This is a genomic window from Nonomuraea sp. SYSU D8015 (assembly GCF_008065375.1).
Lineage (GTDB): Bacteria > Actinomycetota > Actinomycetes > Streptosporangiales > Streptosporangiaceae > Nonomuraea.
This window is the reverse complement of sequence record NZ_VJYI01000049.1, coordinates 1-26,484: the sequence shown is the minus strand read 5'-3', so window position 1 is coordinate 26,484 and position 26,484 is coordinate 1. Positions and strand designations below refer to the sequence as shown.

24 protein-coding genes are annotated in these 26,484 nt (G+C 64.3%); 13 read left to right on the top strand and 11 right to left on the bottom strand.

The genetic code is table 11. The features are described from left to right. Window positions 1-77: 77 nt before the first annotated feature. Window positions 78-374, bottom strand: a complete 297-nt coding sequence (locus ID574_RS58425) for a dihydrofolate reductase family protein (protein ID WP_223168187.1) — start codon at window positions 372-374, stop codon at window positions 78-80. 633 nt (window positions 375-1,007) lie between these two features. Between ID574_RS58425 and ID574_RS58420 the strand changes: the two genes are divergently transcribed. From ID574_RS58420 to ID574_RS58400, 6 genes are all read left to right on the top strand, one after another. Beyond that, window positions 1,008-1,625 carry a Rho termination factor N-terminal domain-containing protein gene (locus ID574_RS58420; protein WP_188197718.1) on the top strand — a complete coding sequence of 206 codons (618 nt, stop codon included), beginning with the start codon at window positions 1,008-1,010 and terminating at the stop codon, window positions 1,623-1,625. Between the two features lie 202 nt (window positions 1,626-1,827). After that, on the top strand, window positions 1,828-1,959 hold the full coding sequence (locus tag ID574_RS62215) for a hypothetical protein (RefSeq protein WP_262496192.1): 132 nt from the start codon (window positions 1,828-1,830) through the stop codon (window positions 1,957-1,959). 353 nt (window positions 1,960-2,312) lie between these two features. Next, window positions 2,313-2,606: a hypothetical protein gene (locus ID574_RS58415; RefSeq protein ID WP_188197717.1), complete on the top strand. Its 294-nt coding sequence runs from the start codon at window positions 2,313-2,315 to the stop codon at window positions 2,604-2,606. A 140-nt stretch (window positions 2,607-2,746) separates the two neighbouring features. After that, window positions 2,747-3,310, top strand: a complete 564-nt coding sequence (locus tag ID574_RS58410) for a hemerythrin domain-containing protein (RefSeq protein WP_223168185.1) — start codon at window positions 2,747-2,749, stop codon at window positions 3,308-3,310. Between the two features lie 490 nt (window positions 3,311-3,800). Beyond that, window positions 3,801-5,045 carry an IS256 family transposase gene (locus tag ID574_RS58405; RefSeq protein WP_223168184.1) on the top strand — a complete coding sequence of 415 codons (1,245 nt, stop codon included), beginning with the start codon at window positions 3,801-3,803 and terminating at the stop codon, window positions 5,043-5,045. 18 nt (window positions 5,046-5,063) lie between these two features. Continuing rightward, window positions 5,064-5,219: a hypothetical protein gene (locus tag ID574_RS58400; protein WP_188197716.1), complete on the top strand. Its 156-nt coding sequence runs from the start codon at window positions 5,064-5,066 to the stop codon at window positions 5,217-5,219. Window positions 5,220-5,562: 343 nt separating this feature from the next. Here ID574_RS58400 and ID574_RS58395 read toward each other — a convergent pair whose 3' ends face one another. From ID574_RS58395 to qcrB, 3 genes are all read right to left on the bottom strand, one after another. After that, window positions 5,563-5,850, bottom strand: a complete 288-nt coding sequence (locus ID574_RS58395) for a Fe-S cluster assembly protein HesB (protein WP_188197715.1) — start codon at window positions 5,848-5,850, stop codon at window positions 5,563-5,565. A 60-nt stretch (window positions 5,851-5,910) separates the two neighbouring features. Continuing rightward, window positions 5,911-7,038: an AI-2E family transporter gene (locus tag ID574_RS58390; protein ID WP_223168183.1), complete on the bottom strand. Its 1,128-nt coding sequence runs from the start codon at window positions 7,036-7,038 to the stop codon at window positions 5,911-5,913. Window positions 7,039-7,122: 84 nt separating this feature from the next. Then, complete coding sequence (qcrB, locus tag ID574_RS58385) at window positions 7,123-8,775, bottom strand: cytochrome bc1 complex cytochrome b subunit (protein WP_223168182.1); 1,653 nt, start codon at window positions 8,773-8,775, stop codon at window positions 7,123-7,125. A 460-nt stretch (window positions 8,776-9,235) separates the two neighbouring features. Between qcrB and ID574_RS58380 the strand changes: the two genes are divergently transcribed. Then, window positions 9,236-9,604, top strand: a complete 369-nt coding sequence (locus ID574_RS58380) for a DUF1622 domain-containing protein (RefSeq protein WP_188197713.1) — start codon at window positions 9,236-9,238, stop codon at window positions 9,602-9,604. 316 nt (window positions 9,605-9,920) lie between these two features. On the opposite strand, the gene ID574_RS58375 is transcribed toward ID574_RS58380, so the two are convergent. After that, complete coding sequence (locus tag ID574_RS58375; protein ID WP_188197712.1) at window positions 9,921-10,193, bottom strand: hypothetical protein; 273 nt, start codon at window positions 10,191-10,193, stop codon at window positions 9,921-9,923. Between the two features lie 1,032 nt (window positions 10,194-11,225). Here ID574_RS58375 and ID574_RS58370 point away from each other — a divergent pair. From ID574_RS58370 to ID574_RS58355, 4 genes are all read left to right on the top strand, one after another. Further along, window positions 11,226-11,876 (top strand): TetR/AcrR family transcriptional regulator, encoded by a 651-nt coding sequence (locus ID574_RS58370; RefSeq protein WP_188197711.1) that lies wholly within the window; start codon window positions 11,226-11,228, stop codon window positions 11,874-11,876. Between the two features lie 204 nt (window positions 11,877-12,080). Next, window positions 12,081-12,929 carry a YihY/virulence factor BrkB family protein gene (locus tag ID574_RS58365; RefSeq protein ID WP_188197710.1) on the top strand — a complete coding sequence of 283 codons (849 nt, stop codon included), beginning with the start codon at window positions 12,081-12,083 and terminating at the stop codon, window positions 12,927-12,929. A 340-nt stretch (window positions 12,930-13,269) separates the two neighbouring features. Continuing rightward, window positions 13,270-13,761: an SPW repeat protein gene (locus ID574_RS58360; protein WP_223168181.1), complete on the top strand. Its 492-nt coding sequence runs from the start codon at window positions 13,270-13,272 to the stop codon at window positions 13,759-13,761. Between the two features lie 138 nt (window positions 13,762-13,899). Continuing rightward, window positions 13,900-14,697, top strand: coding sequence for an IS1380 family transposase (locus ID574_RS58355; protein ID WP_188197719.1), 798 nt, complete (start codon window positions 13,900-13,902; stop codon window positions 14,695-14,697). Between the two features lie 184 nt (window positions 14,698-14,881). On the opposite strand, the gene ID574_RS58350 is transcribed toward ID574_RS58355, so the two are convergent. From ID574_RS58350 to ID574_RS58330, 5 genes are all read right to left on the bottom strand, one after another. Continuing rightward, window positions 14,882-15,742 carry a hypothetical protein gene (locus tag ID574_RS58350; protein WP_188197709.1) on the bottom strand — a complete coding sequence of 287 codons (861 nt, stop codon included), beginning with the start codon at window positions 15,740-15,742 and terminating at the stop codon, window positions 14,882-14,884. Between the two features lie 167 nt (window positions 15,743-15,909). After that, window positions 15,910-16,872: a hypothetical protein gene (locus ID574_RS58345; protein WP_188197708.1), complete on the bottom strand. Its 963-nt coding sequence runs from the start codon at window positions 16,870-16,872 to the stop codon at window positions 15,910-15,912. Between the two features lie 129 nt (window positions 16,873-17,001). Continuing rightward, the gene (gene tnpC / locus ID574_RS58340; protein ID WP_188197707.1) at window positions 17,002-18,486 is read right to left on the bottom strand and encodes an IS66 family transposase; all 1,485 of its coding nucleotides are present in this window, start codon (window positions 18,484-18,486) and stop codon (window positions 17,002-17,004) included. Window positions 18,487-18,594: 108 nt separating this feature from the next. Further along, window positions 18,595-20,406, bottom strand: coding sequence for a LamG-like jellyroll fold domain-containing protein (locus tag ID574_RS58335; protein ID WP_188197706.1), 1,812 nt, complete (start codon window positions 20,404-20,406; stop codon window positions 18,595-18,597). A gap of 94 nt (window positions 20,407-20,500) precedes the next feature. Next, window positions 20,501-23,002 carry a LamG-like jellyroll fold domain-containing protein gene (locus ID574_RS58330; RefSeq protein WP_188197705.1) on the bottom strand — a complete coding sequence of 834 codons (2,502 nt, stop codon included), beginning with the start codon at window positions 23,000-23,002 and terminating at the stop codon, window positions 20,501-20,503. A gap of 761 nt (window positions 23,003-23,763) precedes the next feature. Between ID574_RS58330 and ID574_RS58325 the strand changes: the two genes are divergently transcribed. Beyond that, window positions 23,764-24,486 (top strand): major capsid protein, encoded by a 723-nt coding sequence (locus tag ID574_RS58325; RefSeq protein WP_188197704.1) that lies wholly within the window; start codon window positions 23,764-23,766, stop codon window positions 24,484-24,486. Window positions 24,487-24,698: 212 nt separating this feature from the next. Here the strand turns inward: ID574_RS58325 and ID574_RS58320 are convergent, their stop codons facing one another. Continuing rightward, window positions 24,699-25,694 carry an AraC-like ligand-binding domain-containing protein gene (locus tag ID574_RS58320; protein WP_188197703.1) on the bottom strand — a complete coding sequence of 332 codons (996 nt, stop codon included), beginning with the start codon at window positions 25,692-25,694 and terminating at the stop codon, window positions 24,699-24,701. A 483-nt stretch (window positions 25,695-26,177) separates the two neighbouring features. On the opposite strand from ID574_RS58320, the gene ID574_RS58315 reads away from it, so the two are divergent. After that, a partial coding sequence (locus ID574_RS58315) for a transposase (protein WP_442939466.1) occupies window positions 26,178-26,484 on the top strand: 307 nt, incomplete at its 3' end.

Sequence of the window (26,484 nt, the reverse complement as noted above, 5' to 3'; positions counted from 1 at the left end):
AACGCGACGGCGTCCGCCTTGAACTCCGGCGGATACGACTTCATCGCCACGTGGAACTCCTTGTCTCCGGATCTCCATCATCCGGTACTCAAGGTGTCCACACATCGGGGGCAGGGGCCGTACTTCTTCGCCCGGTCGATGGTCTCGGCGAACGGGATCTGCCACTCATCCATCCAGTCAGGCCACGTGTCCGTGGCCGGCTTCCGCCACGCCGACTCCATCATCTCGTAGGTCACCCGGCCGAATAGCAGGGCATCGGCTCGCTCCATCTCAGCGGTCCAGTAGCGCATCGACTCCTCGTCCGGGGGGAGCCCTGCCTCGTGATGGCAGCAGCCGTCGAGCGTGACGTTGATCGAGTATCGAAGTGGTCTCATCTCGTTGCTCTCCTTGATGCGCGCAGCGCGTTTTCACCGGACGTCTACTTAGACGACTGTCGGCGCCATTTCTCATCGGCGCCCGATCCCACCTACTCAACACCGTCGCGATGCGAACTTTAACGCCGTCGTGATGCGAACCAGACCGCAGACCGACCGCGCGACCGATTCGGCGCTCGGGGCGTTCAGGTTCCTGGCCACACGGCGCTGGTGTGTCGGCAGCTGGGGGCGCCTCTCGCTGTCCCCCAGCTGCAACTGCACTCTCAGCCCTTCGCCTCCTTTGCTACGTAGCGTAGTTTTACTCGTGCGGATCGCGTATCGAGAAACGCCAGCAGCCGCCCAACCCGGCGTCTAACTCATCAGGTACGACGGTTTGCTCGCACTTGGCAATCAAGGAAGCGGGCAGCATGCTTTCGGCACCGCGATGCCGATGAGGGCATGATGTCCAGTCAAGCAAGATGATCATCCGAGCCGGTTCGCCGACTCGGAGAGCCCAGCGCCAGGGGACTCCATCTGCGTACCTCTCATTGATGCATCGCCTGGTGGAGTCAGCGCCGAGCAAACGGGACCTGCGGGGTTTCCGATGTACGTGACGGGAGAGCAGGACATGGACAGCCCTTGGAGGTGAGATCCATGCCGCGACACGCCAGTGCCGGTGACTACAAGAACATCCCAGGCAACCAGACCCCGAACACCCCGGAGGTCAGCGAAAGCCAGCTGGCCGGTCTCAAGGTCGACGACCTTCGTAACCGCGCCAAAGAAGCGGGCGTATCGGGCGTATCCCGCATGCGCAAGCAGGAACTCGTGAACGCGGTGGCGCAAGCCCTTGCCTCAACGGGCGGCACAAAGACCAGAGCTTCACGCGGCAAGACAGGCAAGGGGCCCGAATCGGGCCGTGGGGGCTCGGTACGCGGACCGAAAAGCTCCAAGAGCCTGAAGTACGCTCAGGAGATCCGGTCACCGCAGGACGAGCCCGAGCGCCCCGGCCGCAGCCTGGTGACAACAAGTCATGAGGTCATCCGGCAGTGGGCCGAGGAACGCGGCGCCACCCCCGCCACCGTTGAGGGCACCGAGCACGACGACCACCTCGGCGTGCTGCGGTTTGATTTCCCCGGCTATGGTGGCGAAACGCTACGGCACGTCGGTGGTGTTAATGCAACAGCTGACAGGCATAAATCAGGAGAAGCCGCAGCGACGTTGATCATTTTGGCGTTCCGTGGGCATCACCCGGGTGAACGTCATCTTCGGTAGCTGCACGAAACCGTGATCATGCAGCGGAGGAAGGCAATCACCTTTGCCAGCCTGATCATGGAGCAGGGATCGTTTCTGGGCTAATCAGTGTATCGAGTGGTGGATCGGGGGAAAGTGCCATCACGCCCAGGAAGGGGAGATCATGTGGTTGTGGTTGTGGCTGCTGTTGTTGTTGCTGTTTATCCTCCTTATCGTCTATGGCATGGCATATCGTCGCTGGGGCGTCCCGTATCCCCGATTCGTCAGGGGGAGCGAGTGGGGCCTCATGGCGGATGTGCTGTGGCTGATCTTGGCCTTGGCAATCGTGTCGCTCCTGGTCGCTCTGCTGTCCTGAGAGCGCGTGCCCTCAATAGGGTTGGACCTAGTGGCGTGTCGCTGATTCTTTATCCGGCAATTTGATTTCGGGTGCGCTCCTTCGCATTGGCTACGCCGCACGTTTCTCCGAAATCGCCGATCTCATACCTGGCAACGTCTCAGCCCTCGTCGGAGCGTGAAGAACGACCCAGAAAGCGGTGCACCGCCTACGCAACAGCCAAGAATGTTGTGAGCAGAGTTTGCTCTCTCGCATGGCGGTGGAGGGCCTTCTTGCCGTGATGCGTGACCCGATCCAGAGGGTCCGCGACCGCGTAGGCGTATCAGGTGGTGGATTCGGGGCAAGAGGCGAAAGCCGAGTCTGAGGAGGGGACCGTGTGGTTCTGGCTGTGGCTGCTATTCGTGATCTTGGTGCTCGTCGTACCTTTGGGCTACGGCATGGGCTACCGACGCTGGAGCATGCCCTATCCCGGATTCTTCCGCCGGTACCTTCCCGCACAGGTGCGCCCCGATTACAGGCCGGGCGAACGACAGGACGACGCCCTCGCTTACCACCGGGAATCGGCGGCGGACCGGCGGGGGAAGAACGAATGGGGTCTCATGGCCGACCTGCTGTGGCTGGCGCTGGTCGTCGCAGTGGTGTGGCTTGTGATCGGCCTGTTGTGGTGACCATAGGCCGCTCGCTGAACATGTTACAGCGACTGACAGCGGGAATGGCGTCGAAGACCTCAGCATGCCACACCATCTACCTCCCGGCCATTGACCTCATTTTTCTCGCAGACGGCACATCCATGAGAGGAAGGCCCAACGTGGACGAACAGCACGATGTGATCGCGGTGCTCGAGACCGACCATCGCGAGGTCGAGCAGATGTTCACCGAACTGGAGCAGTTGGCCGGCGAGAACAGTAAACGAGTGGAGCTCTTGACCGAGAAGGTCGTCATCGAACTCGTCCGACACTCGGTAGCGGAGGAGGAGTATCTGTATCCGGTCGTACGCCAGTACGTCCCCGACGGCGACGCTATCGCTGACGAGGAGATCGCCGAGCACGCCGAGGCCGAGCAGACGATGAAGCAGTTGGAAGAGCTGGAACCCGCGGACACCATGTTTTGGACCGCCTTGAACCAGCTGATGGGCCAGATCCGCCACCACGTAAGGGAGGAGGAGAATGACCTGTTCCCCCGCCTGTGGCAAGCGTGCTCTCCTGAGCAGCTCGTGGAACTGGGCGAGAAGGTTCAGCAGGCCAAGAAGACGGCGCCCACGCGGCCACACCCCGCCGCGCCTGACACTCCGCCCGGCAACAAACTGCTGGCACCCGGAACCGGGCTGGTGGATCGCCTACGGGATGCGCTGACCGGCCGGGGACGACCGTGACCCAGCACCGACCGGCTGATCGGTTCTTCGACAGTGACATGACCAGCTCTTCACGACGATGGGGTCTTCAACAACACGCCACCCCTTGTTGTCCGCATATGACGACGATCATGCTCCTTCCCGACCGAGGCTGTCATGTCGGTACCGATGCTCACGGTGTCCTTTCACGGTGTTCGGCCTCTACGCCTGGAGGCTGTCGCAGGTGCCAGTCTCGAGGCCTCACCTCATCGGCACATCAGCGTGGATCGCCGACCACCCACGTCCCATCCGCCGCTGGTGGCTGGCCGGGCTCTTTGCCGAGGGAGCCACATTGATTGATCGCCCTGACCGCTGAGCAGCACTTGTTAGCGTCCACGCGAGTGGTGTACGGGTTTGAACCTACTCGTCACCTTGGTGCCCGTAAGGGAAGATCCATGTGACATGAGGGCGGCCACTCCGCGATCCTTCACAGCTGTCGAAGGCATAAGAAGGAGAACGAGAAGTGGCCGCTATGGACATTCTGCCTGGTGAGAGTGAGTGGTTCGACGAGACCCTGGCCCAGGCCTCGCCCGATGTGCTGCGCGAGATGGTCGTGCGGATGGCGCAGATGATGATGGACGCCGAGGTCGAGCAGCGCTGCGGCGCCGGCTACGGCGAGGTGTCGGACGCGCGGGTCAACTCGCGTAACGGCTACCGGCGCCGTGAGTGGGACACCCGCGCGGGCACGGTCGAGCTGGCCATCCCCAAGCTGCGGCACGGGACGTACTACCCCGACTGGCTGCTGGAGCGGCAGCGGCGAGCCGAGCGGGCGCTGGCCTCGGTGGTGGCCACCTCCTACCTGCTCGGGGTGTCGACCCGGCGGGTGGAGAAGCTGGCCGAGCAACTCGGCGTCACCAAACTGTCGAAGTCCCAGGTCAGCGTGATGGCGCGGGAGCTGGACCAGATGGTGGCCGACTTCCGCAACCGGCCGCTGGGTGCCGGCCCCTACACCTTCGTCTGGATCGACGCATTGACTCAGAAGGTGCGTGAGGGCGGGCGGACGGTCAACGTGCACGCCCTGGTCGCGACCGGGGTGAACGCCGACGGGCACCGCGAGATCCTCGGCATCGACGTGGTGTCGTCCGAGGACGGGGCGGGCTGGCTGGCGTTCCTGCGCGGCCTGGTCGCCCGCGGCCTGTCCGGCGTTTCGCTGGTGATCTCCGACTGTCACGCCGGGCTGCGTGATGCGATCGCCTCGACGCTGCCCGGCGCGTCCTGGCAAAGGTGTCGCGCTCACTACGCGCGCAACTTGGCCACCTGTGTGCCGAAGACGGCCCAGCCGTGGGTGGCCACCATGCTGCGCACCGTCTTCGAGCAGCCCGACGCCGCCTCAGTGCGGGCCCAGCACCGTCAGATCGTGCAAGCGCTGGAGGGCAAATACCCCCAGGCGGCCGAGCACCTGGACGAGGCACGCGAGGACATCCTGGCCTTCGCCGCCTATCCCAAGGCGGTGTGGCGGCAGATCTGGTCCAACAACCCCCAAGAGCGGCTGAACAAGGAGATCCGCCGCCGGACCGACGTCGCCGGGATCTTCCCGCATCGGGAGGCGATCATCCGCTTGGTCGGTGCGGTGCTGGCCGAGCAGCACGACGAGTGGACCGAGGGCCGTCGATACCTCGGGCTGGAAGTGCTGGCCGAATGCCGCAAGGCCGCCGAGAAAAAGGAACCAGGAGACGGTGATGGCACTAATGTGACGATTGATGCTATTGCTGCTTAAATAGGCACAGATCGCAGAGTGGCCTCATTCTCATACACCACGATCTTGGACGCGGCCGAGCACTTCGCCGACGCGATCGTCGGCACCGGCAGGCAACTAGGAATCAGCCGCTTCCTTCTGGTGCAGTGGGCCGCCCCCGTCGCCAGCGAGTCGCCCGAACTCCATCCGTCGTAACTGATCCGTGAAGGGCCGTCGAGCCACTTGAGGGCACGAACCAGGAGCGCAGGCGGTCCTAATCATCTGCCCCGCAGCTCCCCCATCACATCACCGGCTCGTAGGCCACCTGAGTACAGCACTGAGGCGGCGCAGCCCTGCGCCAAGGCGTCGGATTGCGCCGACAGCGAGCGCAGATCCTGCCTATCCGCGCGCGTGATGCGGATCCCAGGTCGTTGTAGGAGTCGACGCTCCAATGGACGACGACACGGTGAGTTCCCCCGTGCGGGCGCCGGAGCTTGGCGATGTGATTTCCAGCGTCATCGCTTCGCGGGACAGCGCGGCGCATGGGGAGACGTCATCGTCAGGCTCGCTGCCTGATGATGCGGAAGGACACATCACCGGCCTGGGTCACATCCGCGTCCAGCGTCCTGTCCTCCAGGATCCTTGCGGCCATGGGCTCGAGGAACACACGGGTTCCCTCCGCTTCCACCACCTGGTCCTTGCGGCCGGGGCTGTCGGCCAGTTCCATCTCCAGGGAGGTGTCCATCAGCGAGCGGGTGGCGATGCGAAGCCCGCCTTCGTCGGGGGTCCGGGCGTCGGCGGTCATGGATTTGATGGCCTTCACGGCGTTCTCGGTAAGGGTCAGCATGGTGTGCCTCTCCGCTTATAGCGTGCTCGGAGCCGGCGCTCTTGCCCCGCGATGTGGCGGTTATACCTGACGATCGGAATGCGGATCCCCGCGCTTTTTGGGCGCGGGCGATTCCGTCGCCTTCTCGGACGGATCATGATCGGCGAACGACAGGCCGCGTTCGACGGCACGGTAGAGCACCGCCGTGAGCGGGACGGTCACGACCGCGCCCGCGATTCCGCCGATCAAGGTGCCGGCGGTGACGGCCACCAGGACTACGGTGGGGTGCAAGCGCACGGCCTTGCCGATGATGACGGGCTCCAGCAGGTTGCCCTCGAGCTGTTGCACGAGAACGACCGCGGCAAGGACCAGCAGCGCATCGGCCACTCCGTTGCTCACCAGAGCGACTAGCACGGCGACCGCGCCGGCTACGATCGCACCGACGATGGGCACGAAAGCGAACAGGAACGTCAGGAAGGCCAGCGCCAGCGCCAGCGGCACCTGCAGCAGAACCAGTGCGAGGCCGATGCTGACGCCGTCCACGGCCGCCACCACCATCGTTCCTCGCACGTAGGCGACCAGGGTGCTCCACCCGGCGCGCGCCGCGGCGTCCACGCGCTCGCGGCGACGTGCGGGGAAACGGCGCACGATCCATTCCCACATTCCGGCCCCGTCGCGCAGGAAGAAGAACAGCAACACCAGCGCGGTCGCGATGGCCGCGAGCGTCTGCAGCGTAGTCATCGCTCCGGCGAGGGGTTCGGGGGCGGCGCCCCTCAGGGCCGCAGTGAGCTCCTCGATCGCCGCGTTCAGCTGCTGCTGGCTCAATGGGCCGGAAAGCAGAAAGGCACGTAGCTGGTCCAGGCCGGCCAGGAGCTGGCGCTGTAGATCGTCGAACTGAGCGATCGCCTGGTTGGCCACCAGGGTCAGTGGCCCTGCGACGACCAGGACGAGCAGGAGCAGCCCTGCCAGGGCGCTCAGTCCCCGGGGGACGTGCAAGCGGCGCAGGAAAGCCGCCACAGGGTACAGCAACGCGGTCAGGAACAGCGCGGCCACCACCGCCAGCGTCACGGGCGCCAGCCGTTTGAGCACCCACCCCAGCAGCGCGATCGCGGCAGCCGTGACCAGCAGGCAGGTGCTCGCCGCCGCGATGCTACGCAGTGGACCCGGTACGGCGGCCCACCCGGCAGGCCCCCGCTCGCGAGCCTTCACCTGACTCGGTCCTCCTCCGAGCGGATGAGGCATGGGCTGGCCCTACCCCGTCGCCATGAGACCAAGCATCATGCCAAGACTGCGCTATCTGCTCTGCCCCGCTTCTCGATCGGCGGGGACTTTGCCCGCGTCGTGGCCGTGGCCGCGTTCATGGTCCAGAGGAACAGTAGCGTCGGCGTACGTCTTGCTCATCTTGATCCGAATCCGGCCGAGCAGTCCACGAGCATGCTGCGGGGGCGCGCCCTGGCCCGGTTCTCCGGTGGGAAGCGCCGGGATGGGCTTCTTACCTTCCACATGGGCTTCGATGTCCTCAGCCGGCGGCGCGTGAACTTCGATGTACTCACCGTGGGGAAGACGTTTGATCATCCCTGTTTCCACCCCATGGCCGATCATCCCGGCGTCCGCTCGTTGCAGACCGATGCAAATTCGGTACGTGACGACATAGACGAGGGCGGGACCGGCGAAGACCGCGATCCGGCCGAACCATGTCGTGGCATACAGCGGAATGTGGAAGTTAGCGGAGATCACGTCGTTGGCGCCCATCAGCAGCAGCACGGTGTAGAAGGTGATGGCCGCCGCGCCGATGGAGGTGCGGTGCGGGTTGTTACGCGGGCGGTCGCAGATGTGGTGCTCGCGCCGGTCACCGGTGATCCATTGCTCTAGGAACGGATACAGGACCAGGCCCGTGACGATGATCCCCATCGGGAGCAGCGCAGGAATCAGCACGCTGAGCGCGAGAGTGTAGCCGAGGAAATTCACCTCCCAGGAAGGCATAAGCCTGAGCGCTCCCTCCAGGAATCCCAGGTACCAGTCGGGTTGCGATCCTGCTGAGATGTCCGCCGGCGTGTAGGGGCCGTACAGCCAGACTGGGTTGATCTGCGCGTAGGTGGCCAGGCCCGCCACGACGGCGAGCGTGAACAGGAAGTAGGCGCTCGACTTGGCCATGAAGGACGGCAGGAACGGCCCGCCCACCACATTCATCTCGGTTCGGCCCTTGCCCGGCATCTGCGTGTGCTTTTGCACCCACATCAGCACCAGATGAGCGGAAATGAGCGCCAGCAGGATGCCTGGGATGAGCAGGATGTGCAGGGCGTAGAAGCGCGCGATCACGTCGTCGCCGGGAAATTCCCCGCCGAACAGGAAGAACGACAGGTACGTGCCCACCAGCGGAATCGACAGCAGAACACCCTGGGTGATCCTCAGCCCGGCACCGGACAGCAGATCGTCGGGGAGGGAATAGCCGGTCAACCCTTCGCCAAGGGCGAGCAGGAACAGCGTGATACCGATCAGCCAGTTCAGTTCGCGGGGCTTGCGGTAGGCGCCGGTGAAGAACACCCGCAGCATATGGATCATGAGTGCGGCCACGAAAAGCAGGGCGGCCCAGTGGTGCATCTGCCGGAGCAGCAGCCCGCCCCTCACCTCGAAACTGATCTCCAGCGTCGAGGCGTACGCGCCGGACATCATCACGCCCACGAGGGGTGCGTACGGCCCGTCGTAGACGACATCCTGCATGCTCGGCTTGAACCAAAACGTCAAGAACGTTCCGGTCAGCAGCAGGATGACGAACGAGTACAAGGCGATCTCACCGAGCAAGAACGACCAGTGGTCCGGAAAGATCTTGCGCAGGTTGCGTTTGGCGAAGCCGGCCGCACCCAGACGGTCGTCCAGGTATCGGCTCGGACCAGCAATCGCCTTGGGCACGTTCGTCATGCGGGGCTTGTGCGGCACGATGCTCATAGCCGGCCCCTTGCCCGCGCTGAAGAGGGCTATAAGGATCAACAGCTCAAAGTTTTCCCAGCCGCGTCATGGAGGAGGTTGAGGACGTCCCTCCTGTCCGGGCTCACACGGATCCGTTCCACGCGCTCTACGAGGTCACAAGGCGAAGATATGCCTGGGGCGTGTCTCGGAACACCTCACCGGCACCGGGGTGAGCAGCGAAACATCAGACAAAGCCCGACGGGACCGTATCGCGATGATGCCGAGGTCCACACCACCCACGGCCTCGAGGACTTCATGAGCGACGCAATCGGTGCATCTCGCGCGCCGGCTCCGTGAGCCGCTGACGTTATCCGGCAGGTGCTGATCGTTCTGGCTCGCCTGCTGGGCGAGCGATGTCGCCGCGGTTACCGGCAGCTCCTGTCGGGCAGGGTAGGCCGACCGGTGGGGGACGCCGGTCAAGGTCGCCGGAGAGCTCTTCGTGGATGTGAAATCCTTGATCGAGAATGTTGGTCTGGCGGTCGATGCCGCCGGCGTGGCCGTCATTGTGGTCGGTGCGCTGGCGGCGAGCGGCCTCTTCGGTTACCGACTGGTGCTTCATCGTCCGATCGACGATGCCTATCGGACGTACCGCAGGAGCCTAGGGCGCGCGATCCTGCTCGGCCTGGAGTTTCTAGTCGCCGGAGACATCATCAAAACGGTGGCTATTGCGCCAACCTTCGCCAGTGTGGGCGTGCTGGCGGCAATCGTAGTGGTTCGCACCTTCCTCAGCTTCTCCCTTGAAGTGGAATTGGAGGGCCGCTGGCCGTGGCAGCCGCGGCCGCCACGGAGTTCTGATTCACCACGCTGACCCTCTTTCTGGTTGTGGATGCCCAGCGTCTCGACGTGGGAGCCAGGGTGGATGAGGATCTGACGCATCAAAACAGTGGAACACCGATCCCGCGTGACCTGCGCCACGCAGGAACTGGTGATCATAGGACTCTGGAGCGAGCCGATGAGATCGGCGGGACACCGTCGATCACCCGTGGCCGGCGATGTGAGAGGCGCGGCCACCATCGCGGGGATCTATATCGGACTAATCCCGCCTGGTGGGCGTGGGTTGACGTACTGGAGCGGTACGTCGTCCGGTACATCGTCACATACCGCCCGCGTTTCGGCCGTCTCCTTCACTGGCCGGGACGGCATATCCGCCTCCAGCAACCCGAGACTGTCGCCCTCCCCCGGCGCCGGATGACGTCGTTGATCGCCTCGGCCAGCTCCTGCCTGGTGGAGGAGGCTTCAGGTAGTTCATTGAAATAAGCCAGCAGGCCGGCAAGGCGGGCCAGCCGGTCGGCGGACTCCTTCACGTGCTCGCAGGCGCGCGCGTACACCTCGCATATCGCCACCCGGTCGTGTCCGCCGAATGCCTCATCGATGGCGTGTCGCAGCTCCTCTAGCACCGCGGTCGGTCATTTCCGTATCTTTCATTCATCGTCGCCTGGGTTGTGGCAGGCTGGCCACCTCCATCCGGAGGTGGCGCGGGCAGTACTCTTCCCACGGGTCCACATCGCTGGCGCTGCGCGCTGGTCAGGCGCGTGGATCAGCTGCGGGGCCGGCTGTCCCTGGCCTTCCTCAAGCGCCCGACGCCAACCTCGAGACCGTAGGCTGCCGGGGTGCCGGTCGAGACGCTGATCCCTGCCCGCGGGCAAAGTCAACGCCAGGCAGATGGCAAACCGGGCCGGGTGCGGCCGCCAGATAACGACTGCCACGACGACGGCGAGGAGCTTTCAACGTCAGACTCTCCTGTGCCGATCCCGCCGGCAGCGGCTCGATGGCGGCGGCCGGACGTGCTGGTGAGTCTGCCTCGCCGGCTAGCCCGGTCCGCTGGGGCGCTGCCGTGGTTGCTGTCGGACTTCGTGGCTCTCCCACTCTCCGGGTAGGCCCTCGGCATTGTCGGGAACGTCGCCTCGGCCTCCGTATGGATGTCCCAGCGGCCCCTTGCCGGGCCGGCCTCCTTGGGGAGGCTCTTGCTCCTCGGCGCCTGTGTCATCTTCTTCGCCGGCCCGAGCGCGGATCGGCTCCTCCTCTTCCAGCCCGCTTCGCTCGTTCGGCGACGTCGGGTACTGCGGTCCCGTGGTCATGGCTTTCTCCCCGGTTTCGTGGACAAACAGGCGAGCATGTACCTCTACCCCGCATCTCGGAGGAGGCCACGCGAATCAACGATCGGCTTCAGACGAGAGGGCGCGGAGCGCTATGTGCAGCCGATCGAGCACCCCGAGAGCGGATCCGCGGACGGCTCGCCGTCTCCAGTCGGAGCGCGTCGGATCTTGATCGCCAGGATTGGGTCCAGCAGTTCCCACGTGCCGCTGATCGCCACAGTCCCGGCTACGCCGATGGCTGAGCCCGGGACGCAGCCCCGTTTATCCTGGCAAGCCGCCCCTGGGAGAGCAGCCTTCACTCTAAGCTTTCGCGTCGTTGCGTACAGTGGTGTAATGACGGATGCACAGCCTACGCATGTGCTCCAGGTTGCTACCCGGATGTTCGCCGAGCTCGGCTTCGACGGCACATCGGCGCAGTTGATCGCCCAGGCCGCCGGGATGAACCTGGAGGCCATGGTGGCGCAGGTCGGTGACAAGGCGCAGTTGTATCGCGAGGTGATGCTGCTGGCGCACCGGGCCGAGAGGGAAGCCATGCAGGCGGCCTTGGACCGCTTCGCGCCTACCGCGCAAGGGCTGATCGAGCTGGCAGATGCCTATTTCGACTTCTACAGAGACCATCCTCACGTGCTGGCGTTGTGGATGCACCGGTGGATGGGTGATGCGATCGATGTGGAAGGGCTGGAAAAGCTGTACTCCAGGCCGCTGGCCAACGTCGTGGCCGACACGGTGCGTGAAATGATCCCCGGCGACGTGGACACCGACTACCTACTGTGGACGATCGTGTGGAGTGTGTACGGATTTCTGACCGGAGGGCTGCAGCACACCAGTCCGCGTGCCCGGCTGGCCAGAGTTCATCACCCCGGTCGGGGGCGTGATGATGTAGCCGCGCATCTTCGCTTCCGGGCCCACCTTCATACGTTGATTCGCCGCATGACCACCCCCGCTGCTTTCAGTGGTGAGCGCGAAGACGCGTCGAGCGGGTGACAGCGGCCAGGTGCCAATGAGACCAGGGCGTGGCCTGCGTCTGGCTAACCGTAAGGCGGTCGTCACAATAGGCCCTCGCCAGTATGCGGGATCGTGTACCCGTGCCGGACTTTCTCGCCCCGTACCTTGCGTGTACAGGTGTCGTTTGGTCGCGATTGCTGAGGGCAGCACGAGGACCTTGACGTCGTTGTTCCCACTAGACAGATGAACCTTCACACCTGGCTGGACACAGCCAAAACCATCCGTGAAGAGGCGACGCAGGAGCGGCTTTCACTGCTGGCGGCGGGCATAGCGTTCTGGGCAACCGTATCGGCCTTCCCGTTGATGATCGGCGTGGTCGTGGTCTATGGGCTGATCGCCGACCCCTCCCAGGTGACTCGCCAACTGACTCCGCTCACCCGGATCCTGCCCGAAGAGGTGGCAGACCTGCTCGTCACCCAACTGGTGGCCGCCGTCGGGGTAGGCAGACAGGACCTCACGTGGGGGCTGGTCGCCAGCGCCTCTGGGTTGCTCTGGGCCTCCTCACGAGCCGTGGCCGCGCTGATGAAAGGACTCAATGCCGTCTACGGCCAGCATTCTCACCGCGGCTTCGTGGCACGGCGACTGGTCGCCCTGTTGGTGACCCTTGCTTCCATCACGGTGGTCACCTTGACGGTGGCGCTCGTGGCGGCCGTGCCGGTAGTCGCTTCACTGGTGGGCCTTCAGGGGACGTCATGGGCGGTGCCGGTGGTGCGCTGGGTCTCGCTGGTGCTGTTGTCCGTGGCCGCCCTGGTGCTCCTGTACCGGTTCGTCCCTGAGCGGGACCCGTCCGCATACCGTATCGTTGGCTGGGGGGTGGGCTTCGCCTTGCCAGCACTGTTGGCGATCAGTGTCGGACTGTCGCTCTATGTAGGCAACTTTGGCAACTACAACGAGACCTACGGTGCGCTCGCCGCGATGATCGTCTTCATGTTGTGGTTGTACTTGGCCTCGTTTGTGGTCCTGCTTGGCGCGGAGGTCAACGGGGCCATCGAGCGCCAGCGGGGGCAGCAAGGCCCGGTTCCGCCCGAGTGAGGCAAGATCGCTCCGTCTCGGTCGAGTTACCGACGAACCATACGATGGCAGGCCTCCCAGGCGTCCAGCACGGAGGACATGTTGGCGTCCTTGGACGCGTGCTCGCGGCATCGTCAACGAGATGTCCGGGGATGGGTGGTATCTCTCGCTGTCACTGGACGGCGCTCTGGCTCACGGGCCACATGGAGCTGGTGGGCACCTTGTTCGTGCGAAGGATCACTGCTCAACCGACTGTCGGAGAATGTCGCGTGTCGAGTGACAGTCGAGACCACCGGCTATCTCTCGCCTCGCGCTCCCTGGTGATCGCCATATCGCATGTGCACCACGATGTGGAGATTCCGTGAATAAGCCCATCGACAGGGGTAAAGGGCGCTTCACATCCGATCCGCTCTCTCTTAGGAAGGTGGTCTTGATGATGGCCAGAGCGTCTGCAATCGACAGCCATCCTGACATCACGGAAATGCGGCGGCGATACGAATGGGCTGGCGCGCGTCCCAGCGCCCAGGCGATCGATGGATTCGCCCTCCTGGCCGGGCTTTACCTGGCGATCTCCCCCTGGGTGATCGGCTTCAACGATCTTTCCAGGCTGACAGTCATCAACCTGATCGTCGGGCTGGCACTGGCGGTCCTCGCTGCCGGTTTCGCCTCTGCCTACGGGCGGACGCATGGCGTCAGCTGGGTGGCACCGATCCTTGGCCTGTGGACCATCATGTCTCCATGGGTCATCCGTGAGGCCGACACAGCAACGATCTGGAACAACGTCGTCACCGGGATCGTGATCCTCCTGCTCGGCATCGGAGCCGTCGCAGTGGGAACGAGCAGACGCACATGACAACTCCTCGGGTGACGCAGCAGATCATATGCGCTGCGTCACCATATTTTCGTTCGTCCTCACTGAGGTGCTTCCCACCATGGAGGTGGCTTCCTCGCTGCAGGCAGCCAAGACAGGAAGCGCCGCTCTCGAAGCGCTCTGGTCGCAGGAAGGCCTAACACCGCCGCTGACCACATCGAGACCACCCGGCTCGCCTTAGCCCAACTCCCCAAGCACCTGCGGCGCAACGTGCTCATCCGCACCCACTCCGGCGGCGGCACCCGCGAGTTCCTGTCCTGGCTCACCCGCCCAGGACGATGGCTGAAGTACTCCATCGGCTTCACCATCACCGACGACATCGCCGCCGCCATCGGCAAGCTCCCCGCCACCGCCTGGACACCGGCCTACGACGCTGAACGCCAAGTACGGCCTGGCGCGTGGGTCGCCGAGCTCACCGGGCTGCTCGACCTGACCGGCTGGCCCAAGGGGATGCGGGTCATCGTCCGCAAAGAACGCCCGCACCCCGGCGCCCAACTGCGCTTCACCGACATCGACGGGCACCGCTTCACCTGCTTCGTCACCGGCACCCCAGGCGGCCAGCTCGCCGATCTGGAACTACGCCACCGCCGCCGCGCCCGCGCTGAAGACCGCATCCGCGCCGCCAAGGACACCGGCCTGCGCAACCTGCCCCTGCACGACTTCCCCCAAAACCAGATCTGGCTGGAGATCGTCACCCTGGCCTGCGAACTGATCGCCTGGATGCAGATGCTCGCCCTGCACGACACCGACGCCCGCCGCTACGAGCCCAAACGGCTGCGCCTGCGCCTGTTCGCCGTCGCCGGCCGACTGGTACACGGGGGCCGCAGGATCCGCGTGCGGATCCCCGCGCACTGGCCCTGGGCCAGGCCGATCACCACCGCCCTGACCCGGCTGCACGCTCTGCCGGCACCGACCTGACCATCACCAACCCGTCCCCACGACCAGAAAGGAACCCCACGGGCCCGTGGAACCCCGCCCACCCGGCGCGACAGCCGGGCAATCCCGCTGACCACAGCGAGGAAATCGACCTCCAGCCGGACCTCTTAGCCGACCAGATCAAGATCGAGAAAGATCGAGGCTAGAGAGCCGCATCACATGAAGCTCACCTCTCATCATCGATTTCGCGCTCGACAAAATCCACCGTCCGAACCTCTGGCATGTCAAGAAGTTTGAGTGCTTGGTCACGATCGAACACATTGGCGATAAAGCCAAAGACTTTTCCTTCAGAGGCCGCGTCTCGCAGAGCTTGTAGATCGAGCCCAAGTTTAGCCAAATTAGCGCGATCATCATCGCTGAAATTACGCACCCATAGACGAAACTGCGAAATTGCAGAGCGATTGCTGCAATGACGGTCAACAAGGACTGTGGCGCTGCAACCCCCTTTCCCTGGCCACCAGTATAAAGGCTTTCCTGACGGCATGCGTGAACCCGAGAGAAAGAACCTCTTCCATTCCACAACGCTGAAGTCAGTCAATCTCTCAACCTCTGTCTCCAGTAGAGGCGAGGATAGTTCGACTATTACCGTTGCGACCTCTTTCTCTTTAAGTGATTCCGCCTGAGCCACAGCTACAGCTTTAGCTTTCGAATCACTTCCCTGACCTCCCCTAAAAGTTCTCAAGTAGTCGGTCATCGGATCCGTGGGTAGATTGGTGACGCCGATTCGGCCAAGTAAGTCCTTGGATACCTCCGCCACGCGCTCACTCGATTCAGCGCTAATCACCGCCGAGTGTGACTCGATGGTCACCTTCATAGAAGTGTTGAACAGATGTCGCTCAACGTCGCCTTGGAATGCGATTCGATATCCAGGATGCGCTACTTGTAAGGCATTTCCCCAGAGGTAGCCAAATTTCGACATCGAGTCATTCAGCCCAATGCTTACCCATGCGATTCCAGCAATGAGTGCTCCGACTAGCACAAGGATTGGCGTACGGGCTTTGCTCCAAGCGGCGGGATGGGGGCTCATGTCCACTAATAATCCTTCTAGCTAGCAATGGCGGACTTGATTTCGGGGAATATTCCTCAGCCTAAGGCGTCCAGAGCTAAAATAAGAATATTAGGCGCAAACAACTCATGGGGGTTTGTTGTGGAGCACTCCAGAACAAACCCCCATGAGCCTACCGTATGCTCAGTTTACCCCAGAGCAAGACGGACCGGTGCAACGGATCTCCAGGGTGTCCAACCACTTGCCCTTGGTGTTCCTGCGACTTCGCGAGGGTCTTTTTTGTGCTGCGGCATAATCAGATCAACGTCGATCGAGAGCCTACCATCACGGAAGGCGCAGCCGACGAGCACTGGATCGCACTCTGCGTTGAAGTTGTTATCGCCGCTCTCCGGGTCGCGCCAGTTGAGCTTACCCTTGTTGCCTATCACCACGCTTGATACGGCCTGCCCAACCGCGCCAGGTGTAATACTTGGTACTTTGTCGAAGGTTACGCTACCTCCCGCGCCTCTAAACTCGGCCTTCGATGTGACCTTGAGTCGGACGTTATCGAGGATGTACTTGTTGTAGTCTTTGTACTGCGCCTTTTTCCAGAACCACGGATAGACTTCTAGGTTGCCTTGTGCATTGAATTGCGGCACGCTCAGCCATTCGTTTTTGAGGAAACCTGCGTTGTGAACCTCCCAGCCAAGCCAGCCCTTCCCGCTGAATTCGATACCTTTTATCGCTGATATACCTATCGATGGTGTCTTAAGGAATAGCTCGCAGGTATCGCCGTTTCTGTCCTTTGTCGGACCGGATTTGCACCAGCATGTGAAGTCGTCATACTGGCCTGGGGTGGTGCTTTTAGGCGGGATATAGTCCTTGTCGCCACCGCACCGGACCTCCACGGGGGGCACGTCCGCGCGCATGGAAGCGGTCAAGTGACCTGGGATGATACCTCCGCAACTGTCCAGCCAGTCGGTGGAGTCCTTTTCGGAGTCTGCGGGGACATCGATGATGGTGAGGCCGCCACAGCGGTCATGCACGAAGATCGCTATGGACGGGGTGCTGGGCTCGACCTGCCCGGCAGTGGACTTGCTTCTCTTCGCGGCATTTCCCGCTGTCTCATCGGAAGACGCTTCTGTCCAGGTGCGCATGACAGAAGCAGTCACTCGCACCTTTCCGTCGTTGTCTTGCTGCACGACCACGTGTAAGCATTCACCTCCAGCGCATTTCGGGATCTGGTGATCGCGCTGTGTGATCGTCCTAATGCATGCGTGAGTACGGCCGATCCTGGACGGTCATCCGGTTGCCGGGTCGGGTGGCATCCAGAGGTTGCCCAGCAGCGCGTTGCGTAGGACGGTCACGACGTCGAGGCCGTGCTTGAGCACGGTGGACAGGTAACCGCGTACGGCGTAGCGGTGCACGGTGGTCTTCTCCGAGCGGAGCCTGCCGGAGATCTTCTGCTGGGTTTTGGCTGGTCGCAGGTCGCGTTCGGCCTGGTTGTTCGTCGGTGGGATCCGCAATTCGCAGGCGAAGCGCAGGACGTCGCCTGCGCGGTCGCGCAGTACCTCCAGTAGCACCCTGCCGACCGGCTGGGTGACGGTCTTGGCCGCCCCCGGCAGGCGCTTGACCTGCGACAGCCCGACGGCGACCCCGCCGCGGAACATCTTGGTGAACATCGCCAGGGTGCCAGCCTCGATGGCGTCCTTGTCCTGGTCGCGGGCGAGGTTGGCGGCGTGGATTAAGCCGCGCAGCGCCATCTGCAGCTGCCGGGGCCAGCGAGCACCTGGGTAGGTCTCGGCACAGTCTTCAAGATCGCGAATGAGGTGAGCCGCGCAGAGTTGGTGATCGCGCGCGCCCAGGTCGGTGGCGTCGTAGTTCTGGTAACGGTCATGGACCACCACGCCGGTCAGGTCGGCCACCACGAACTTCTTGAAGGTCTCCAGGTCCCGCCCGCCGAGCATGTACCAGGTCAGCAGCTGGTCGCAGGCCACCAGCAGATACTTCTTAGCCTTCTTCGGCCCGACCCGGATCGGTGTCTCGTCGCAGCACACCACGTAGGCCAGGGTGAGCAGCATCCGGATTCGCGCGTTCGCGGATGCGACCGCGGCGGCGGCCCGGCCGATCAAGCCGTGCACGAACCCGGGCGAGGGCTCCGCACCGGTGAGCGAGGCCACCAACTCGGCGACCCGGTGCACCGGAATCGCGTGAACAACCAGCAGATACACACACCACGCCTGCAGATTGACCCCGAGACTGACCGGTGCCGCGGGCACGCCCGGCGGGCGCGGCGCGGTATGCACGGCGCCGCACCGGCAGGCGACCGTGTGCACCTGATGCTGGAACCGGCGCGCCACCATCAGCGGGATCTCGATCTGCTGGTGCCGGGCCGTCACCCCCAGATCGGCCGCCTGGCCCAGATCGGTCCCGCACCCGCACCGGCCTTGCGGATAGTGCTCGACGATGTCGCCGCCGGCGACCTCATCGGACCAGGCCAGCGCCTTGCCCTGCGCACCGGGCTGCTTACCCGGCCGACGCCGACCGCTGCTGACCTTGCGATCCTTGGGCTGCTTGCGGCCGGGAAGGTCATCGACCGAGGGCGGCATCCCGGAATTGCCGCTGTTACGCGAGACCAGCCGCTCCAGTTTGGCCACCCGCTCCCGCAGCGCGGCGTTCTCGGCCCGAAGCTCGGCTACCTCCGCCTTCAAGGCGGTGTTCTCGGCCACGAGCGCGCGCGTCAGAGCGATCAGCTCCTCGCGGGACAGCTCCTCCAGGCCGGACACCTGAAGATCACATCATCCGAGGCCGGATTGATCAAAGTGACGGACGGTCACGCAGCCGCTCGAACTGCTACATCCTGTGCACAACGTGAATGCTTACGACCACGTCGTTCAGGTCAACGGTGGTGTTCGAGAGTGTGACGCCCGCCGCGTCCAAGGACTGCTTGTCTTGCAGCAGGACGTGATTAAGGAGGGAGAGCTTGGCGGTATTATTAGCATCCGGAGCGACACCGGGCGCATCCCAGATGGTTTGTGCGCGCCCTTGGAGAACTGCATCCTGAGCCTCGAAATAGTCCCTGACCTGCTCGATGTATACCTCTGCCCCTGACTCCGACTCAGAGGCCGCAACTGCCTTTGCTGCGGTGCTCGACGCTTCGAGGACACACGCCGTTGGTGGTGGCGGTGAACAGCTTTGGTAGTGGCCGAAGTGCTTTCCCACTCGCTAACCCCATAAGCGGTCTTGGCCCGCACCTTGATCGTGTAAGTGACGTCGTTGGTCAGGCCGCTGATGGGAGCCCACGGATCTTTCACCTCTAGGGTCTTGACCGTCGCCCCGCTTTGATCAACGACTTGCACGTCGTAGCCGTCCAGGAACGCTACGCTACCGTTGGACTCCGGCAACCCCCAGCTTGCCGTCGCACTGGCATCGCCGCCATAAGCACGCAGGTTGAGCACCTTACTGGGCGGGCCTGCCGGCAGATAGGTCAAGGCCAGCGATGGCTGTTCCGCGGCGCTCGGCTCGGCGATGGTGATGACCTCGTCCTTGTTGGATGTGAATAGCAGCCACTTGCCTTCGCTACCTGCGATGTCGGCCTGCATGCTGTTGATCGGCAGGGAGCACGGGGTGACTGTCCGGTCGGCATCACCCGCCAGTTCCGATCCCTTGGTCTCCGCTGTGACGCTGCTCTTGAGCGGCGTAGCGGTGATCAGTGTGTCTGCCGGGCATGTACCGGACGCACATGCCGATGTGCCGAGTTTCAAGACGGCATTCACCACTCCGGCACCGTCAGGAAGCTCGTCCAATCGGAAGCCGACAACGGTAGCCGTCTTGTCTGTTCCAGTGCCGCCGATATGCATGGTGCTCGAATCGATGACTGTGCAAGGACCGCCGTCACAAGCGGCTGGATCGGTCTTGACCGTCTTGATGACGAAGTTGTCCTTACTCAGCGTTACTTGCCGGACTTCCTCCTCCGGGTCAGGCGGAGGCGTGCCGGGCGTAGTGAAGCTGACGGGTGCTGTCTTGGGGGTGCACACCTCACCGCTCGAAGGGCCCGACGTAGTTACGGCGGTGGCGTTCGCACGAACCGCGCTGGTCGAAACTGTTGTGCCGCCGAGCGGGCTGTTCATGTCGGTGGTGATTTCGGCGGCGGTTTGGGCGCGGTTGTAGATGCGGACGTCGTCGATGGCACCCTGGAAGTAGTCGCCGTAGGAGGTGTTGCCGCCGATGTGAACGGCGCCCCCGTCTTCCATGATGGTGCCGGCCAGGGCGTATTGGGCGAGTTGGGTGCCGTTGAGGAAGAGGCGGGCGGTGGTGCCGTCGTAGGTGACGGCGAGGTGGGACCAGGTGTTCAGGGGCAGCCGTGTGGTGCCGGCGGGCCGTCCGTAGTCCCTCTCGGTGAAGATCCCGCCTGCGGGGCCTGTGCCGTTGGAGGCCCACAGGCCGTAGGAGGATTCGTCGAACAGGGTGAAGTCCTTGGCGATGACGGTGCGCCAGTTGTCGACGGTGGTGGGTTTGACCCAGGCCGACAGGGTGAGTGCGTTCGTCATCGCGAGGGACGGGTGGTGAGGGATGGTGACCCAGCTGGAGGTGCCGTTGAAGGACAGCGCCTGGCCGTGCTTGCCGGCAACCCGGGTGGTGTCGGTGGCGGTGCCGTTGTTGGTGCCGGTCGCGTCGGTGACGGTGGTGCCGCTGCCTTCGTTCATGCCGTAGGCGGCGACCAGCCCGGGAGGTAGCGGGGTCGGCGTGGGTGTCGGGGTCGGGGTCGGTGTGGGTGTGGGGTTGGGATTTGGTCCGGGGTCACCGGGGTCTTGGGGGGGCGGTGACGCAGGCCATCATCTGCCACTTGTACGTGGTGCCGGGGCGCACGGTGTTGGGCGGGAGTTGGAAGGAGGCGCGTTCGCCGCCGTTGACGGTGCGGCTGCCGAGTGGTGCGGAGCCGACGGGCAGGCCCTGGTTGTCGTACAGGTAGTACTTGGCCGTCACGGGACCGCCGGAGGGGCGGTTGACCATGCCGGACAGGATCGGCTGGGTGGGGTCGGCCATGCCGGTTCCGGTGTCGGAGCGCAGTACCGGCGTATCAGAGGTGATGCGGTAGGCCGGGCTTTCGTTGCAGGAGGGCGGGGTGATGCCGGCGCGGCAGGCCTTGACCACGAACTTGAAGCTGGCCGGGTTGTCCAGGGTGAATACCTTGTCCAGCACCTGCCCGGATGGGATGTTGTTGTGCGTGGTGGTGCCGGGCACTCCCACCAGAGCCCGGATGTCCTGCTCGGACAGGGCCCGCTGGTAGACATGGACATCGTCCACTGTGCCGTTGAGGCTGCCGCCGAAGGTGCCGCGAGCACGCCCGACCTCGAAGATGCCTTGAGCGTTCCAGCTCGGCGTGTGGGCACGCTCCCCGGCCAGCACACCGTCCACGTAAAGGCGGATCTTGCCTGCCGCCTGATCGTATTGGGCGGCCAGGTGCGTCCACTCGCGGATCTTCGCGAGGCTCTTGGAGTTGATCGGCGTTTCGTGGATTCGGCCGTCGGACCGGTCCTCGTTGATCATGGTGAACCACCAGCGCTGGTCATACTCTGGCGCCGTTGAGGTGTGGTAGTTCAGCGCGAACCCGGGCAGGTAGGTGCCCATCTGCGAGAACACCGTCTGCTCGGTGGTGCTGTTGTCCAGCTTCACCCACGCGGTGGCGGTGAAGCTCTGGTTGGTGTTGATGACCGGCTTGCTGGTGGCCGCATGCCCGCCTGAGAACGTGATGGCCTGGCCAAGCTGGCCTGGCGTGCGGTTGTAGGCACGGGTCAGGGTGGCCGGGACGTTCTTGCCGGAGGAGTCGGCGGCGGTGTTGCCGGAGGTCTCATCCAGTTTCCAGTACGCCTGCTCGCCGGCGGGAAGCTGGGCGGCGGGGGGCGCCATGGTGGAGTCGTTGACGCTCACCGTGTAGTTCAGCGGTGTCGCCTCGGGCACGCTGGACTTGTAGCTGACCTTTACGTTGGTGCTGCGTGCGATGGCGTCGTTGCCGCTGATGGAGTCGATGGATTCGGCGCTGACGGTGGGGATCTCCGGCGGCAGCACCCAGTCCACGCTCAGCTTGGGCACGTTCTGGCCCGATAACTGTGCCCAGAAGGAGAACTCCTCCCACAGGTCCTTGGGTACTGGACTCTCCTCGGACAGCCGCAGCATCACGCCGTGATTCGGCGTCCCCGAGGCCCATGCCCGGGTCATCGGGGTGAAGTCCCAACTCCACACGGAGCCTGCGGTGCCGGGCAGGGAGCACGGGTCGATGGAGGCGCGTCCCTCTGCGGTGGTGGTGGGCTGGTTGCTCCAGAAGGTGTTGTTGGCCACCCAGGACTGCGTGATCCGGTGGGCGGTGATGCCCTGGAATTCGCTGCAGGTTGAGACAGCGGTACGCAACATCAGCTGCATGGTCGCCTTGACGACATGGCGGCCGGTGATGGGCGTGGTGTCAAAGGCCATCAGCGCCCGGCTGGTGTTCTCATATCTGGTGCAGGTCGGATAGGGATTGCAGGTCTGGTAGTTGCGTCGTCCGACTTGTCCCGGGCTGATCTGAGAGCTGGGCGATCGGATCCCGACCTCTTGAGTGATCCCGAGCGTGGTGGTGGGATCCACGGTGACCGGGTATTGCGTGGCCGGGTCGGCCAGCCACTTCGGGTCCGGCTTCAGCACCAGCACGGTGCCGCCGCTCTCGCTCTCCACACTGGTTTTGATCGTGGATTGCCGTCCCGGGTGGTCCGGGCTGGGATCATCGGCGGCGGCGTCCCACATCAGCGGTGCCGGGGCCGAGGCCACCTGCTTGCCCTTGTCGGCCGAGAGCGTGAGCCCGCCGGACTTGGTCACCTTGAGCTTGAGTCCGGGGGCCTGCACCGGGAGCCGGTATTCCACTGGCCCGGTGGGGCGTTCCCGCAGCACGATGTCGTGCCGGAAGCCGGTGGCCAGGGCGGTGACGACCAGGTCCGCCGAGGGGCCGGCCACGCCGACGTACGTGGCCACGTTGCCCTTGACCTGCGGGCGGGGCAATTCGGTGGGCCACGACAGGCCGAAGGTGCCTTCCCGGCCCAGGCGCATGCTGGCGAACGGGCCGGAACCGCCCGTAGAGAAACGCACCCCGGCCTTGGCCAGCCGTGGTTTCAGGATGCCGTTCTTTTCCTCGAGCGTAGTGTCGATCCACGCCCATGAACCGTCGGCACGTCGTAATTGTGCCGGGCCGCTGTAGGATTCCGTGGCCAGATGACCGTCCGGATATGCCCAGGTGCGCGAGGTTTCGGTGAAGGTCTGCTCGACCGCCACCGGTTTATCATGTTTTTGGCTTCGAGGATCGCTGCGCGTAACGGCGCGTCGGGATCCTCGGGGCGGGGGAACGTGGTCACCGAAGGGCCGGACGGCCCTTTTTCCGGTTCCGGATCGGCTTGGGCGGCGCCAGGCGCGCCCGCTACCAGCAGCGATGCTGCCACCGTGAGCACCGTTGCAAAGGCGAGTTGTCGGCTGGGTGGCCGACTTCCTCTCGCCTTGGTGGCTAAACTTTCCACAGACACTCTCCTTAATCCGGTGTGCGTTTGGAATGGCTAATCATTCGCATCCTTTTACAAGATCGTCCAGCAATGTGAGATAGGTCACAATGGGTGGCATGTAAAAGGTGTAACATTCGGGTGGGGCGAGTCGATACTTCTCTATAAATCGCACCCAAGTGCGGTAATTCAGATTTCCCAAATTGAGGATCTCACTCCCAGTGGATCTTGTTGTCACAATCCGTGCAGAACGCGGTGTGGCAGGCCTTTCGACGTCGAGGATGCGCTCAATCTAGAGGTGGCGGCGGGCTTCTGATGCAGGCCGTGCGTTTCCACGACGCACACCAGCCCGGGAAACCCGTTCGGGACGCGGCCGCGCCAACGGCGGTGTTTTGGTGATCTGCATCGACCTTCCCCGACCACGTTCACGCTGGCGAGCACCCGCGCCGCCACACAGCCGCGAGGCGGCCGGTGCGCTAGCATCGATCACATCGCCGCTGGTTATGGGCCGGGCTCTCACCTCTCACCGAGAGAGAGCCGCTCGTGGAGTTCGAGCTTCCTGAGGACATCACCGCGCTGGGCGACGACGAGCTCGCCGCACTTCTCGACGGCGCAGTCGCCGCTTTCGACGCCAAGTCCAACGCCTCCGTCGTCACCCCGGACGACCTGGAGCAGCTACGCCAGCTGGCCACGGCCGTCAACGACATCCGCAACGAGCAGGCCACCCGCCGCGAGGCCGCTGAGATCGACGCCCTCGCCGCCCAGGTCCGCGGCGACGACCCCAACGCCGAACCCGAGCCGGAGCTGGAGACGCCCGAGACTCAGGAGGCGGCTGGCGAGACCGAGACTGAGCCCGCCGCAGACCCAATCGCCGCCTCCGCCGCCGTGGCGCGGCGGCCGGCGCTGGACCTGTCGAGCGTGCGTCGTCGGCAGCCGCGGGTGCTGCCGCCGGACCCGAACCCCCGGCCGGAGATCACCGCGTTGGTGGACGTGCCGGGCTACCCTCCCGGCCAGCCGCTGGATATGGAGGGCGTGACCGAGGGCATCATCCGCCGCGCCAACGCGCTCAAGACGGCCGGTGGCGGCGTGGGCTTGTGCGCGTCCTACCGGCTGCCTTTCGCCCGAGAGCTGATCGTCAACGACTCGAGCTCCGGCACGGAGGGCACCCGAGCGGTCATCCTTGCCGCCGACCAGTCCCGGCTGCCGAACAAGGACATCGTCGCCTCCGGAGAAAGAATGTGTTGCCTTGATCAACAGAGGGCCTGAGGTCAGGCTCGTGACCGTTCCCGTGTGCCCTGACGGCTCAGGGCAGGGGATCTTGAAACACGGCTTCGTAGCGCCGGAGCGCCCAGAAGTCCGCCACAGGGTCATCGGTGTACGCGAACTTTCGACGAGTGACGATCAGCGGGCTACCATGCCGCTCGTTGCGGGAATAGTGCTTGCGGCCCCGCAAGAAGGGACCTTCCAAGAAGGGAACGTTATTCCGTGTGGTGCGCGCGCCCGTCCTGTCCCAATGCCTGCTGCATGCGGTACTCCCGGGGGCTGAGGCCGTAGGCGGTGCGGAAGGCGCGTGCGAAGGCGGCCGGGTCGGTGTAGCCCCAGCGTGCCGCTATTACATGTATCGGGCGGTGCCGGCTGTGGCGGGCGATCAGCTCTTGGCGGCAGTGTTCCAGTCGGCGGGTGCGGATCCACTCTGAGACGGTGGTGCCCTGTTCGGCGAAGAGACGGTGCAGGGATCGGACGGAGATGTGGTGTGCGGCGGCGATCGTGCCCGAGGACAGTTGTGGATCGTTCAGCGACCGCTCGATGTGGGCGTGTATCTGGAGGAGCAGTGTTCGCCGGCGGCTCTCGAGGGGCACTGCGTTGCCGGTTTCGGATTGGTGGGCGAGCAGGGCGGAGAGCAGGTCGATGCAGATGCTGCCCAGCCGGGCGGCGTCCGCCGGCCGATAGGTGGCCGCATCCTGAGCGACGCGGGTGAGGAACTGGCTGAACAGCACGCCGACTCCGTCGCGTGCCGGGAGCTGGGCGGCGCAGAGCCGGTCGACCTGGCGTGAGGGCAGCCGGAGGAGTCCACGGGGAACGTGGAGTTGGATGGCCGCGGCCGTGCCCCGGGGGATGCGTACCACTCCGTGAAAGGGCTTCCAGGAGTGATAAATCATCAGGTCGCCTGCCCCGACGATGGCGTCCTGGCGGTCCTGGGACACGGCCAGTGTGCCCCGCATACCCAAGGTGACCTGGTAGCACTCGGGGTCGGACTGCCGGATCAGCTTCTCTGTCCGGCGTGCGTGCAGCGGCGAGTACGTGTGTCCGCAGACGTGTACCGCGCCCAGGTCCAGGCTTCGCATCGTCGCCCTGAAATCACCTGCGTGATCGCTGTGGAAATCGACGGGCATGTACGTGCGGGCCACGGTCTCCTGCCAGAAGGCGAAGCGGTCACTGGCGGGCAGATCGCTCAGATTAATCAGGCGGTGCATCAGCGGTCCCTCAGGTGTCTGTCTGCCTTGAGACTGACGGCAGGATGTCACGGTTGTCCATACCGGCCGCAGGACCGCCCTCCCGCGGGCGGAGGCGATGAGCGCAGCTCCCGCCGATCAGGCCGCTCTCTCGGCTGGGATCGACAGATCCCGTCGAAGACCCGAAGTCAGTCAGAGGCTGGGTCAGACCCCGGCGGGAGGGGCTCACCCACATCATCTCTGTCAGTCGCTGATCCTCTTCCGCGTGCAGGTTGCGCAGCTCTTGTGCTCGGACCAGACGGTCCGATAGCCGCTGGGCATGACCACGTCCACCATCCTGGGACCGTGGGCCTAGCCTCGGGCTTTCGCGGTGAATTTCGCCAGGCTTGATCGTACACATAAGAAAAGTGCCTTTGAACTGGGAGGATGGAGCTTGTCGAGAGTCCTGTCCACACCAGATCAGAAGGCACTTTCCAAGTGAAGACTATCGCTTCGCGCGGCAAGATCACCGCATCCGCTGACGCCACCGGGCTCCTCTCCCACACAGGCGCCCTGCTGCCCCTGCAGACGCTGCGTGTCACCGGCCTGGACAGGGCCCTGTCCGCCGGCCTGCAACGCTGGCGCTCCTCACGCGCGGTCCACGACCCCGGCAAAATCGTGACCGACCTGACCATCAGCCTCGCCCTCGGCGGAGACTGCCTGGCCGACATCGCCCTGCTGCGCGCCCAGCCCGAGCTGTTCGGCCCGGTCGCTTCCGACCCGACCGTCTCCCGACTGATCGACCGGCTCGCCCGCGACGAGGCCAAGGCGC